The organism is Pseudomonas sp. MD330_10 (genome assembly GCF_042610415.1).
GTDB lineage: Bacteria > Pseudomonadota > Gammaproteobacteria > Pseudomonadales > Pseudomonadaceae > Aquipseudomonas > Aquipseudomonas rhodesiae.
On the sequence record NZ_JBHGZU010000001.1, the window covers coordinates 115,499 to 128,904 of the forward strand.

Annotated in this window: 14 protein-coding genes; all 14 read left to right on the forward strand. The window is 58.0% G+C overall.

The genetic code is table 11. The annotated features are described in order from the left end of the window. The 14 genes from ACFZPT_RS00550 to glmS all read left to right on the forward strand — a co-directional run bounded on the left by ACFZPT_RS00550 (position 1) and on the right by glmS (position 13,259). Complete coding sequence (locus ACFZPT_RS00550; RefSeq protein WP_016978715.1) at positions 1 to 798, forward strand: ParA family protein; 798 nt, start codon at positions 1 to 3, stop codon at positions 796 to 798. 9 nt (positions 799 to 807) lie between these two features. Beyond that, entirely contained in the window at positions 808 to 1,680 is an 873-nt protein-coding gene (locus tag ACFZPT_RS00555; protein WP_099312966.1) for a ParB/RepB/Spo0J family partition protein, read from the forward strand. 148 nt (positions 1,681 to 1,828) lie between these two features. Beyond that, entirely contained in the window at positions 1,829 to 2,236 is a 408-nt protein-coding gene (locus tag ACFZPT_RS00560; RefSeq protein ID WP_010565865.1) for a F0F1 ATP synthase subunit I, read from the forward strand. A gap of 16 nt (positions 2,237 to 2,252) precedes the next feature. Beyond that, positions 2,253 to 3,122 (forward strand): F0F1 ATP synthase subunit A, encoded by an 870-nt coding sequence (atpB, locus tag ACFZPT_RS00565; protein WP_034101609.1) that lies wholly within the window; start codon positions 2,253 to 2,255, stop codon positions 3,120 to 3,122. A 134-nt stretch (positions 3,123 to 3,256) separates the two neighbouring features. Continuing rightward, positions 3,257 to 3,514: a F0F1 ATP synthase subunit C gene (gene atpE, locus ACFZPT_RS00570; RefSeq protein WP_002555987.1), complete on the forward strand. Its 258-nt coding sequence runs from the start codon at positions 3,257 to 3,259 to the stop codon at positions 3,512 to 3,514. Between the two features lie 54 nt (positions 3,515 to 3,568). Beyond that, positions 3,569 to 4,039, forward strand: a complete 471-nt coding sequence (locus tag ACFZPT_RS00575) for a F0F1 ATP synthase subunit B (RefSeq protein WP_003177066.1) — start codon at positions 3,569 to 3,571, stop codon at positions 4,037 to 4,039. Between the two features lie 12 nt (positions 4,040 to 4,051). Beyond that, the gene (locus ACFZPT_RS00580) at positions 4,052 to 4,588 is read left to right on the forward strand and encodes a F0F1 ATP synthase subunit delta (protein WP_003195833.1); all 537 of its coding nucleotides are present in this window, start codon (positions 4,052 to 4,054) and stop codon (positions 4,586 to 4,588) included. Positions 4,589 to 4,609: 21 nt separating this feature from the next. Beyond that, positions 4,610 to 6,154: a F0F1 ATP synthase subunit alpha gene (gene atpA, locus ACFZPT_RS00585; protein WP_034101605.1), complete on the forward strand. Its 1,545-nt coding sequence runs from the start codon at positions 4,610 to 4,612 to the stop codon at positions 6,152 to 6,154. A gap of 50 nt (positions 6,155 to 6,204) precedes the next feature. Continuing rightward, positions 6,205 to 7,065 carry a F0F1 ATP synthase subunit gamma gene (gene atpG / locus ACFZPT_RS00590; RefSeq protein ID WP_010207685.1) on the forward strand — a complete coding sequence of 287 codons (861 nt, stop codon included), beginning with the start codon at positions 6,205 to 6,207 and terminating at the stop codon, positions 7,063 to 7,065. Between the two features lie 27 nt (positions 7,066 to 7,092). After that, the gene (gene atpD / locus ACFZPT_RS00595; protein ID WP_034101603.1) at positions 7,093 to 8,469 is read left to right on the forward strand and encodes a F0F1 ATP synthase subunit beta; all 1,377 of its coding nucleotides are present in this window, start codon (positions 7,093 to 7,095) and stop codon (positions 8,467 to 8,469) included. 44 nt (positions 8,470 to 8,513) lie between these two features. Further along, positions 8,514 to 8,930 carry a F0F1 ATP synthase subunit epsilon gene (locus ACFZPT_RS00600; RefSeq protein WP_034101601.1) on the forward strand — a complete coding sequence of 139 codons (417 nt, stop codon included), beginning with the start codon at positions 8,514 to 8,516 and terminating at the stop codon, positions 8,928 to 8,930. Positions 8,931 to 9,053: 123 nt separating this feature from the next. After that, a complete protein-coding gene (glmU, locus tag ACFZPT_RS00605; RefSeq protein ID WP_099312965.1) occupies positions 9,054 to 10,421 on the forward strand; it encodes a bifunctional UDP-N-acetylglucosamine diphosphorylase/glucosamine-1-phosphate N-acetyltransferase GlmU in 1,368 nt (455 codons plus the stop codon). A gap of 227 nt (positions 10,422 to 10,648) precedes the next feature. Further along, complete coding sequence (locus ACFZPT_RS00610) at positions 10,649 to 11,416, forward strand: DeoR/GlpR family DNA-binding transcription regulator (protein WP_040266624.1); 768 nt, start codon at positions 10,649 to 10,651, stop codon at positions 11,414 to 11,416. A 10-nt stretch (positions 11,417 to 11,426) separates the two neighbouring features. Then, positions 11,427 to 13,259 carry a glutamine--fructose-6-phosphate transaminase (isomerizing) gene (gene glmS, locus ACFZPT_RS00615; RefSeq protein WP_099312964.1) on the forward strand — a complete coding sequence of 611 codons (1,833 nt, stop codon included), beginning with the start codon at positions 11,427 to 11,429 and terminating at the stop codon, positions 13,257 to 13,259. The last annotated feature ends 147 nt before the right edge of the window (positions 13,260 to 13,406 follow it).

Here is a 13,406-nt window from a genome sequence, read left to right on the forward strand (position 1 = left end):
ATGGCTAAGGTATTCGCGATAGCGAACCAAAAAGGTGGCGTGGGCAAAACCACCACCTGCATCAACCTCGCAGCATCCCTGGTGGCCACCAAGCGCCGGGTGCTGTTGATCGATCTTGATCCACAGGGCAACGCCACCATGGGTAGCGGTGTGGATAAACACGGCCTGGAAAACTCAGTCTATGACTTGCTGATCGGCGAGTGCGACCTGGCTCAGGCCATGCACTATTCCGAACACGGCGGTTATCAGCTACTGCCGGCCAACCGCGATCTGACTGCGGCCGAAGTGGTGCTGCTGGAAATGCAGATGAAAGAAAGCCGTCTGCGCAGCGCCTTGGCACCGATCCGCGAGAATTACGATTACATTTTGATCGACTGCCCACCCTCATTGTCGATGCTCACGCTCAACGCGCTGGTCGCTGCCGATGGGGTGATCATCCCCATGCAGTGCGAGTACTACGCGCTCGAAGGCTTGAGTGATCTTGTGGATAACATCAAGCGGATTGCCGAGTTGCTCAACCCGAACCTACAGATCGAAGGTCTTTTGCGGACTATGTTCGATCCGCGCCTGAGCCTGATGAACGATGTGTCGGCGCAGCTCAAGGAACACTTCGGCGACCAGCTCTACGATACGGTGATCCCGCGCAACATCCGTTTGGCCGAAGCCCCGAGCTACGGCATGCCTGCCCTGGCTTACGACAAATCGTCCCGTGGCGCCATTGCCTACCTGGCACTGGCCGGCGAGATGGTCCGTCGCCAACGCCGCAACTCACGCACCGCTGCCGCCCAGCCAACTTAAGGAATCCCCATGGCCGTCAAGAAACGAGGTCTCGGACGTGGACTGGATGCACTGTTGAGTGGTCCGACCGTTACATCCCTTGAAGAACAAGCGGTGCAGGCTGACGAGCGCGAGTTGCAGCACCTGCCCCTGGACCTGATCCAGCGCGGTAAATACCAGCCGCGCCGGGACATGGATCCTCAGGCGCTGGAAGAACTGGCCAATTCGGTCAAGGCCCAGGGTGTGATGCAACCGATCGTGGTTCGCCCGATCGGCGGGGGCCGATTTGAGATCATCGCCGGCGAGCGCCGCTGGCGCGCCAGCCAGCAGGCCGGCAAAGAGACGATCCCGGCGATGGTCCGCGATGTGCCGGACGAAACCGCGATCGCCATGGCCTTGATCGAGAACATCCAGCGTGAAGACCTCAACCCCATCGAAGAAGCGATTGCGTTGCAGCGTTTGCAGCAGGAATTCCAGCTGACCCAGCAACAGGTGGCCGAGGCGGTAGGTAAATCCCGCGTAACTGTGTCCAACCTGCTACGTCTGATCGCGCTGCCGGAAGTCATCAAGACCATGTTGTCCCACGGTGACCTGGAAATGGGCCATGCCCGTGCATTGCTCGGTTTGCCGGAAAATCAACAGGTTGAAGGGGCGCGACACGTTGTCGCACGAGGGCTCACTGTTCGTCAGACCGAGGCATTGGTTCGGCAGTGGCTCAGTGGTAAACCTGCACCGGTCGAAACGGCCAAACCTGATCCGGATATCGCTCGTCTCGAGCAGCGCCTGGCCGAGCGCCTGGGCTCTGCGGTGCAAATTCGCCATGGCAAGAAGGGCAAAGGCCAATTGGTCATCGGATATAACTCCCTCGATGAGCTTCAGGGCGTCCTTGCCCACATCCGCTGAAACATTTGCTTATGTAGCGCGTGATCGGAAATCACTACCCGACAGTTGAATAGGGGCTGAACCGCCCCTATACTCTGCGCGCATTTTGTCGGCACAAATTATGCCAAGTTATTGATTTCCGGCAGCCGACCATTGAGGAGCAAGAGTGATGGAAACCCGCACGCCAAACACGTTGCCGTTCCATCGCTTGGCCGTTTTCCCGGTTTTATTGGCTCAATTTGTCATCCTGCTGATCGCCGCATTGGCGCTTTGGTATTGGCATGGAGTCGTAGCCGGATATTCAGGACTCTGCGGAGGCCTGATAGCCTTGCTGCCCAATATGTATTTTGCTCACAGGGCCTTTCGGTTTTCCGGCGCCCGAGCAGCCCAGGCCATCGTCCGGTCTTTTTATGCCGGCGAGGCGGGGAAACTGATTTTGACGGCAGTGCTGTTTGCACTGACCTTTGCAGGTGTGAAGCCATTGGCGCCGCTGGCTGTATTCGGTGTCTTCGTGTTGACCCAACTGGTCAGCTGGTTCGCTCCCCTGCTAATGAAAACAAGACTTTCGAAACCTTAGGGCGTTTGAGGCAACCATGGCAGAAACAACCGCTTCGGGCTATATCCAGCACCACTTGCAGAACCTGACCTTCGGTCAGCTTCCCAACGGCGGCTGGGGCTTCGCCCACACCGCAGCAGAAGCCAAAGAAATGGGCTTTTGGGCTTTCCACCTGGATACTCTGGGCTGGTCGGTCGCACTGGGTCTGATCTTCGTCCTGATTTTCCGCATGGCGGCGAAAAAGGCGACTTCCGGTCAGCCGGGTGCCCTGCAGAACTTCGTTGAGGTATTGGTCGAATTCGTCGATGGCAGCGTGAAAGACAGCTTCCATGGCCGTAGCCCGGTGATCGCACCGCTGGCACTGACCATCTTCGTCTGGGTGTTCCTGATGAACGCCGTCGACCTGATTCCGGTCGACTGGATTCCTCAATTGGCGATCCTGATCTCCGGCGATCACCACATTCCATTCCGTGCCGTTTCCACCACGGACCCTAACGCCACCCTGGGCATGGCCCTGTCGGTGTTCGCGTTGATCATTTTCTACAGCATCAAAGTCAAGGGCATCGGCGGCTTCATCGGCGAGCTGACCCTGCACCCGTTCGGCAGCAAGAACATTTTCGTTCAGGCCCTGCTGATTCCGGTGAACTTCCTGCTGGAGTTCGTCACCCTGGTCGCCAAGCCGATTTCCCTGGCACTGCGACTGTTCGGCAACATGTATGCCGGCGAACTGGTGTTCATTCTGATTGCTGTGATGTTCGGCAGCGGTCTGCTCTGGCTTAGCGGCCTGGGCGTTGTTCTGCAGTGGGCGTGGGCTGTATTCCACATCCTGATCATTACCCTGCAGGCCTTCATCTTCATGATGCTGACCATCGTCTACCTGTCGATGGCGCACGAAGAGAACCATTAAGGCAGGTCTCGACCAGTCTGATGTCCTTCCCGGTGAAACGGGAAGGTGGCCCACCAGGGCTAATGAAACGATTTGTTTTACCGCTTTAAAATCTAAAAAACCTAAACCATACGACGTAAAAGTCGGGAGGAAAGATGGAAACTGTAGTTGGTCTAACCGCTATCGCTGTTGCACTGTTGATCGGCCTGGGCGCTCTGGGTACTGCCATTGGTTTCGGCCTGCTGGGCGGCAAGTTCCTGGAAGGCGCAGCGCGTCAGCCAGAAATGGTCCCAATGCTGCAAGTTAAAATGTTCATCGTCGCCGGCCTGCTCGACGCCGTGACCATGATCGGCGTTGGTATCGCACTGTTCTTCACCTTCGCGAACCCCTTCGTTGGTCAACTCGCTGGCTAATCACTCGATTTCGAGTGATTGGGGTGATGGACAACGAATGAGCGAGGTGTTGGCGTGAACATTAATGCAACCCTGATTGGCCAATCCGTTGCGTTCTTCATTTTTGTAGTGTTTTGCATGAAGTTCGTGTGGCCTCCGGTCATCGCGGCTTTGCACGAACGTCAGAAGAAGATCGCGGACGGCTTGGACGCTGCCAGCCGTGCAGCTCGCGACCTGGAGTTGGCCCAAGAGAAAGTGGGTCATCAACTGCGCGAAGCTAAAGCACAGGCAGCTGAGATCATTGAGCAAGCCAAGAAACGCGGTAACCAGATCGTCGAAGAGGCTGTTGAAAAAGCCCGCGTCGAAGCTGACCGTGTGAAGGCTTCGGCTCATGCCGAGATCGAACAGGAACTGAACGGCGTCAAAGACGCGCTGCGTGCCCAACTGGGTGCTCTGGCGGTCGGCGGTGCTGAGAAGATCCTCGGTGCCACAATCGATCAAAACGCGCACGCGGAGCTGGTTAACAAACTGGCTGCTGAAATTTAAGCGAGGGCGATCATGGCAGAACTGACCACGTTGGCCCGACCTTACGCTAAGGCAGCCTTCGAGCACGCCCAGGCCCACCAGCAGCTGGCCTCTTGGTCAGCCATGCTCGGCCTGGCTGCAGCAGTGTCGCAAGACGACACCATGCAGCGCGTGCTCAAGGCCCCGCGCCTGACGAGCGCAGACAAGGCCGCCACTTTTATTGAAGTGTGCGGCGACAAGTTTGATGTGAAGGTGCAGAACTTCATTCACGTCATTGCCGAAAACGACCGTCTCCCGCTGTTGCCGGAGATCGCCGCGCTGTTCGACCTGTACAAGGCTGAAGCAGAGAAATCGGTAGACGTTGAAGTGACCAGTGCTTTCGCATTGAACCAAGAACAGCAAGACAAACTCGCCAAGGTTCTCAGTGCACGACTCAATCGGGAAGTGCGCCTGCAAGCTTCGGAGGACGCATCCCTGATTGGTGGTGTTGTTATCCGTGCCGGCGACCTGGTTATCGATGGCTCGATTCGCGGCAAAATCGCGAAACTTGCCGAAGCATTGAAATCTTGAGTTTGAAGGGGCAGCAGAGCAATGCAGCAACTCAATCCTTCCGAAATAAGTGAAATTATCAAGGGCCGCATCGACAAGCTCGATGTGACCTCCCAAGCCCGTAACGAAGGCACTGTCGTCAGCGTATCTGACGGCATCGTGCGGATTCACGGTCTGGCCGACGTTATGTACGGCGAGATGATCGAGTTTCCGGGCGGCGTCTACGGTATGGCCCTCAACCTGGAGCAAGACTCCGTAGGTGCCGTTGTACTGGGCGCATACACCAGTCTGGCTGAAGGCATGAGCGCCAAGTGCACTGGCCGCATCCTGGAAGTTCCGGTTGGTAAGGAACTGCTGGGTCGCGTAGTCGACGCACTGGGTAACCCTGTTGACGGCAAAGGTCCACTGGGCAACACCGAGACCGACGCGGTCGAGAAAGTTGCTCCAGGCGTGATCTGGCGTAAGTCGGTAGACCAGCCTGTACAGACTGGCTACAAGGCTGTCGATGCCATGATCCCTGTCGGCCGTGGCCAGCGTGAGCTGATCATCGGTGACCGTCAGATCGGTAAAACCGCTCTGGCGATCGACGCGATCATCAACCAGAAGAACAGCGGCATTTTCTGCGTCTACGTAGCCATCGGTCAGAAGCAATCGACCATCGCCAACGTGGTTCGCAAGCTGGAAGAAAACGGCGCCCTGGCCAACACGATCATCGTGGCTGCCAGTGCTTCGGAATCTCCTGCGCTGCAATTCCTGGCACCGTACTCCGGTTGCACCATGGGTGAATTCTTCCGCGACCGCGGTGAAGACGCGCTGATCGTTTATGACGATCTGTCCAAGCAAGCAGTGGCTTACCGCCAGATTTCCCTGCTGCTGCGCCGTCCACCAGGCCGTGAAGCTTACCCAGGCGACGTGTTCTACCTCCACTCCCGTCTGCTGGAGCGCGCATCCCGCGTTTCGGAAGAGTACGTAGAGAAGTTCACCAACGGCGCAGTGACCGGCAAAACCGGTTCCCTGACCGCACTGCCGATCATCGAAACCCAGGCTGGCGACGTTTCCGCGTTCGTTCCGACCAACGTGATTTCCATCACCGACGGTCAGATCTTCCTGGAATCGGCCATGTTCAACTCGGGCATCCGCCCTGCAGTGAACGCCGGTGTTTCGGTATCCCGTGTGGGTGGTGCCGCTCAGACCAAGATCATCAAGAAGCTCTCCGGTGGTATCCGTACCGCTCTGGCTCAGTACCGTGAACTGGCGGCATTCGCCCAGTTCGCTTCTGACCTGGACGAAGCGACCCGTAAGCAACTTGAGCATGGTCAGCGCGTTACCGAGCTGATGAAGCAGAAGCAATACGCCCCAATGTCGATCGCTGACATGGCGTTGTCGCTGTATGCCGCTGAGCGTGGGTTCCTGACCGACGTTGAAATCGCCAAGGTCGGCAGCTTTGAACAAGCGCTGATTGCTTACTTCAACCGCGATCACGCCGATTTGATGGCGAAGATCAACGTGAAGGGTGACTTCAATGACGATATCGACGCTGGCATGAAAGCCGGTATCGAGAAGTTCAAGGCCACCCAAACCTGGTAAGCCGCAGCGGGAGCCGCAAGGCTCCCGCTTGCTAACCTGATAGGTGTTACATGGCAGGCGCAAAAGAGATTCGCAGTAAGATTGCGAGCATCAAAAGCACGCAAAAAATTACCAGCGCCATGGAAAAAGTGGCGGTCAGCAAAATGCGCAAGGCACAAATGCGCATGGCTGCTAGCCGTCCTTATGCGGAGCGTATCCGCCAGGTAATTGGGCATCTGGCCAACGCCAACCCGGAATACCGCCACCCGTTCATGATCGACCGCGAAGTTAAGCGCGTTGGTTATGTCGTAGTGAGCAGTGACCGTGGTTTGTGCGGTGGTTTGAATACCAACCTGTTCAAGGCCCTGGTCAAGGACATGGCGGTAAACCGCGAAAAAGGCGTCGAGATCGATCTGTGTGTTGTTGGTAGCAAGGGTGCGGCCTTTTTCCGTAACTTCGGCGGTAACGTCGTTGCAGCTATCAGCCACCTGGGTGAAGAGCCGTCGATCAATGATTTGATCGGCAGTGTGAAGGTGATGCTGGATGCGTACCTGGAAGGCCGGATTGACCGCCTGTCCGTGGTATCCAACAAATTCATCAACACCATGACCCAGCAGCCGACCGTGGAGCAATTGATTCCACTGGTGGCGACCCCGGATCAGGAACTCAAGCACCACTGGGACTACCTCTACGAACCAGACGCCAAAGAGCTGCTTGACGGCTTGATGGTGCGCTACGTGGAGTCGCAGGTGTACCAGGCGGTGGTCGAGAACAACGCAGCTGAACAAGCGGCGCGGATGATCGCGATGAAAAACGCTACCGATAACGCCGGTGATCTGATCAGCGATTTGCAGCTGATCTACAACAAGGCGCGTCAGGCTGCGATCACCCAAGAGATCTCGGAAATCGTCGGCGGCGCTGCCGCGGTTTAACGGTTCAAATATTCAGAGGATCCAGCTATGAGTAGCGGACGTATCGTTCAAATCATCGGCGCCGTTATCGACGTGGAATTTCCACGCGACAGCGTACCGAGCATCTACAACGCGCTGAAAGTACAAGGCGCGGACACTACCCTGGAAGTTCAGCAGCAGCTGGGCGACGGCGTAGTTCGTACCATTGCGATGGGTTCCACCGAAGGCTTGAAGCGCGGTCTGGACGTTATCGACTCTGGCGCAGCCATCTCCGTACCAGTCGGTAAAGCGACCCTGGGCCGGATCATGGACGTACTGGGCAACCCGATCGACGAAGCTGGCCCGATTGCCACCGACGAACGTTGGGGTATCCACCGCGCCGCGCCGTCGTTCGCAGAACAGGCGGGCGGCAACGACCTGCTGGAAACCGGCATCAAGGTTATCGACCTGGTTTGCCCGTTCGCCAAAGGCGGTAAAGTCGGTCTGTTCGGTGGTGCCGGTGTAGGCAAGACCGTAAACATGATGGAACTGATCCGTAACATCGCCATCGAGCACAGCGGTTATTCCGTGTTCGCCGGTGTGGGTGAGCGTACTCGTGAGGGTAACGACTTCTACCACGAGATGAAGGACTCCAACGTTCTGGACAAAGTGGCACTGGTTTACGGTCAGATGAACGAGCCGCCGGGAAACCGTCTGCGCGTAGCACTGACTGGCCTGACCATGGCCGAGAAGTTCCGTGACGAAGGTAACGACGTTCTGCTGTTCGTCGACAACATCTACCGTTACACCCTGGCCGGTACTGAAGTATCCGCACTGCTGGGCCGTATGCCTTCTGCAGTAGGTTACCAGCCGACCCTGGCTGAAGAGATGGGCGTTCTGCAAGAACGTATCACTTCGACCAAGGAAGGTTCGATCACCTCGATCCAAGCGGTATACGTACCTGCGGATGACTTGACCGACCCGTCCCCAGCGACCACCTTCGCCCACTTGGACGCCACCGTTGTACTGTCCCGTGACATCGCTTCCCTGGGTATCTACCCAGCGGTCGATCCACTGGACTCGACTTCGCGCCAGCTGGACCCGAACGTGATCGGCCAGGAGCACTACGACACCGCTCGCGGCGTTCAGTACGTGCTGCAGCGTTACAAAGAACTGAAGGACATCATTGCGATCCTGGGTATGGACGAGCTGTCGGAAGCCGACAAGCAGTTGGTAAACCGTGCTCGTAAGATCCAGCGCTTCTTGTCGCAGCCGTTCTTCGTGGCTGAAGTCTTCACCGGTGCTTCGGGTAAATACGTTTCCCTGAAAGACACCATTGCTGGCTTCAAAGGCATCCTCAACGGTGACTACGACCACCTGCCAGAACAAGCGTTCTACATGGTCGGCGGCATCGAAGAAGCGATCGAGAAAGCCAAGAAACTGTAATCCAGGCGCCCGGAAACGGGCGCTCATCAGGTTGAGGCAATCAGATGGCTATGACAGTCCATTGCGATATCGTCAGCGCGGAAGGGGAAATCTTCTCCGGTCTGGTAGAAATGGTGATTGCACACGGCGAACTCGGTGACCTGGGTATTGCCATGGGCCACGCGCCATTGATCACCAGCTTGAAGCCAGGTCCGATCACTCTGACCAAGCAAGGCGGGGAAAAGGAGGTGTTTTACATCTCCGGCGGTTTCCTCGAGGTTCAGCCGAACATGGTCAAGGTACTTGCCGACACCGTGCAACGTGCGAGTGACCTGGATGAAGCCTCCGCTCAGGAAGCCGTCAAGGCTGCCGAGAAGGCCCTGAACGAAAAGGGTGCGGACTTCGACTACAGCGCTGCAGCTGTACGTCTGGCCGAGGCTGCAGCTCAGCTGCGCACGCTCCAGCAGATCCGCAAGAAGTAAGCGGCCACGCCGTCATGCTTCACGCGCGATTGATTAAAAAGGGTAGCCTCGGCTACCCTTTTTCTTTTTTTGCAAAACACTTCTTTGGTCTGAAGTCGGACCGCCCAGGATTGGTAGCCATTCATGTCTCTTGAAATCGTCATTCTCGCCGCAGGCCAGGGCACCCGTATGCGTTCGGCCCTGCCTAAGGTGCTGCACCCGGTCGCCGGTCATTCAATGCTGGGTCACGTTATCCACAGCGCCCGGCAACTGCAGCCCCAGCGTATCCACGTCGTTATTGGCCATGGTGCCGATGTGGTGCGCGAACGCCTGGCGGCGGACGATCTCAACTTCGTCCTCCAAGACAAGCAATTGGGCACCGGGCACGCCACTGCGCAGGCGGTACCCTTTATCAGCGCAGATACTGTGTTGATCCTTTATGGCGACGTGCCGCTTATTGAAGTCGACACGTTGCAACGTCTGCTCCAGCACGTAGTTCCAGGCCAAATGGGCCTGCTCACCGTGGAACTGGATGACCCCACCGGTTACGGCCGCATCGTGCGCAACGCCGACGGCAAGGTCGCGGCTATTGTTGAGCACAAAGACGCCACCCAAGCCCAACGCGCCATCACCGAAGGCAACACCGGGATTCTGGCTGTGCCTGCCAAGAACCTCGCGGATTGGATGGGCCGCCTGTCCAACAACAATGCCCAGGGCGAGTACTACCTCACCGACGTCATCGAAATGGCGGTGAGCGATGGTCTGCTGGTGGCCACCGAGCAGCCCCACGACCCGATGGAAGTGCAGGGCGCCAACGACCGCAAGCAACTGGCCGAGCTGGAGCGTCACTACCAACTGCGCGAAGGTCGTCGCCTGATGGCCCAGGGCGTTACCCTGCGTGATCCGGCACGTTTCGACATCCGTGGTGAGGTGACCGTCGGCCGCGACGTGCTGATCGATATCAACGTGATCCTCGAAGGCCGCGTAATTATCGAAGACGACGTAGTGATTGGCCCCAACTGTGTGATCAAGGACAGCACCCTGCGCAAAGGCGTAGTGATCAAGGCCAACAGCCATATCGACGGTGCCGTAATGGGCGAGGGCAGCGATGCCGGCCCGTTTGCGCGGCTGCGCCCTGGCAGCGTGCTGGAAGCCAAGGCCCATGTGGGTAACTTCGTTGAACTGAAAAATGCCCATCTGGGGGAAGGCGCCAAGGCCGGTCACCTGACTTACCTTGGGGACGCGGTCATCGGTGCGCGCACCAATATCGGCGCTGGCACCATCACCTGCAATTACGATGGCGCCAATAAACACCAGACCGTATTGGGCGAAGACGTATTTATCGGCTCCAACAATTCGTTGGTCGCGCCGGTCAAAGTGGGCGATGGCGCGACTACCGCCGCCGGTTCCACCATCAATCAGAATGTGGATAACTTGCAGCTGGGCGTCGCCCGCGCTCGCCAGCGCAACATCGACGGCTGGAAGCGGCCGGTCAAGATCAAGAAGACCTGAGTTATCCACAGTTACATAAGCAGCTAGCTTCAAAGGGGGAGGGGGCTTGCCCCCGATGGCGGTGCGTCAGTGGCAGATGAGCTGACTGACCCAGCGCTATCGGGGGCAAGCCCCCTCCCACATTTTCATATGTGTCGTTTAAAAAATCTGTTCCCGACGCTTGACGATACCATCCCAATAGGTTTTGATTGCCTTCGTTATCTTTCGAAACGAAACTTATCACTACCATGTCGAAACGTAATACCCCCCAACGGCGCCACAACATCCTCACCTTGCTCAACGAGCAAGGCGAAGTCAGTGTGGATGAATTGGCCAAGCGTTTCGAAACCTCGGAAGTTACCATTCGCAAGGATCTGGCCGCGTTGGAAAGCAATGGCCTGTTACTGCGGCGCTACGGTGGCGCAATCACCATGCCTCAGGAATTGGTCGGTGATCCTGCCCAACCCATTTCCGCGTACAAACGCGCCATCGCCCGTGCTGCGGTCAAGCGCTTGCGCGAGCATGCGCGAATCATCATCGACAGCGGCAGCACCACAGCGGCCATGATCCCCGAGCTGGGCCACCAGCCTGGCCTGGTGGTGATGACCAACTCCCTGCATGTGGCCAGCGCTCTGAGCGAATTGGAACACGAGCCAGTGCTGTTGATGACCGGCGGTACCTGGGACCCGCATTCGGACTCGTTTCAAGGCCAGGTCGCCGAGCAGGTGTTGCGTTCCTACGACTTTGATCAACTGTTCATCGGCGCCGACGGCATCGATTTACAGCGCGGTACCACCACCTTCAACGAATTGCTGGGCCTGAGCCGCGTAATGGCCGAGGTCGCCCGTGAAGTGGTGGTGATGGTCGAGTCCGACAAGATCGGCCGCAAAATTCCCAACCTGGAACTGCCCTGGAGCAGCGTCCATACCCTTATTACCGATGATCGCCTGCCGCTTGAGGCCCGCGACCAGATCCAAGCCCGCGGCATTACGCTGATATGCGCGGCAATCATCTAGGAGAAATACCATGTGTGGCATTGTTGGCGCAGTCGCTGAACGTAACGTAACGCCCATCCTGATCGAAGGCCTCAAGCGCCTGGAATACCGCGGCTATGACAGCGCCGGTGTGGCGGTTTTTACCAACGCCGGCAAGCTTGAGCGCACGCGTCGCCCGGGCAAGGTCAGCGAATTGGAGCAGGCCCTGGCCGGCGAGCCGCTGGTCGGCCGCCTGGGCATCGCCCATACCCGCTGGGCTACCCACGGTGCACCGTGCGAGCGCAATGCCCACCCGCATTTTTCCGGTGATTTGGCGGTGGTGCACAACGGCATCATCGAAAACCACGAAGTGTTGCGCGAGCAACTCAAGGGTCTGGGTTATGTGTTCACCTCGGACACCGACACCGAAGTGATCGCCCACCTGCTCAACCATAAGCTCAAAGATCTCGGCGACCTGACCACCGCCCTCAAGGCCACCGTCAAGGAACTGCACGGCGCTTACGGCCTGGCGGTGATCAGCGCCAGCCAGCCCGACCGCGTCGTGGCCGCCCGCAGTGGCAGCCCGTTGGTGATTGGCCTGGGCCTGGGTGAAAACTTTCTGGCTTCCGACCAACTGGCCCTGCGTCAGGTGACTGACCGCTTCATGTATCTGGAAGAAGGCGATATTGCCGACATCCGTCGCGAAAGCGTGGCGATCTGGGACGTCAACGGCAACTCTGTCGAGCGCGAGGCGGTGCAATACCGTGATGGCGCCGAAGCCGCCGACAAGGGCGAGTTTCGCCACTTCATGCTCAAGGAAATCCATGAGCAACCATCCGTGGTGCAACGCACCCTGGAAGGTCGCTTGAGCCAGAACCAGGTCTTGGTTAACGCCTTCGGTCCACAGGCCGCCGAGCTGTTCGCCAAGGTCCGCAACGTGCAGATCGTTGCCTGCGGCACCAGCTACCACGCTGGCATGGTCGCGCGTTACTGGTTGGAGGAACTGGCCGGCATCCCGTGCCAGGTCGAAGTGGCCAGCGAGTTCCGCTACCGCAAGGTGGTGGTACAGCCCGATACGTTGTTCGTGACCATCTCCCAGTCCGGCGAAACCGCCGACACCCTGGCCGCCCTGCGCAACGCCAAGGAGCTGGGCTTCCTGGCCAGCCTCGCGATCTGCAACGTCAGTATCAGTTCCCTGGTTCGTGAGTCGGACCTGACCTTACTCACCCAGGCCGGTCGCGAAATCGGCGTGGCCTCCACCAAGGCATTCACCACCCAACTGGTCGGCCTGTTGCTGCTGACCCTGTCCCTGGGCCAAGTGCGTGGCACTCTCGCCGCTGGCGTGGAAGCCACCCTGGTCGAAGAACTGCGTCGCCTACCAACCCGTTTGGGCGAAGCCCTGGCCATGGACAGCACCGTGGAGAAAGTCGCCGAACTGTTCGCCGACAAGAACCACACCCTGTTCCTCGGCCGTGGCGCGCAGTACCCAGTAGCAATGGAAGGCTCGCTCAAACTCAAGGAAATCTCGTACATCCACGCCGAAGCCTACCCAGCCGGCGAACTCAAACACGGCCCGCTGGCCCTGGTGGATGACGACATGCCAGTGGTCACCGTGGCGCCGAACAATGAACTGTTGGAAAAGCTCAAGTCCAACCTGCAGGAAGTACGTGCCCGAGGCGGCCAACTGATCGTGTTCGCCGACGAAAAGGCCGGCATGAGCAATGGCGAAGGCACCCACGTCATCAACATGCCGCACATCCACGACACCCTGTCGCCGATCCTTTACACCATCCCGCTGCAACTTCTGTCGTACTACGTGGCTGTGCTCAAGGGTACTGACGTCGACCAGCCGCGTAACTTGGCGAAGTCGGTAACGGTGGAGTAATACCGCACGCGCCTGGGGCCCATTCTGGTTTTGAACAATAAGGATTGACACAAAACAATAAAGTTTGACACTTAAGAACATAGATTGACACAAGGCTCAAACCCCCGTATCTACGGGGGTTTTCCTGTCCAGGCTTTTCCTTTGGTC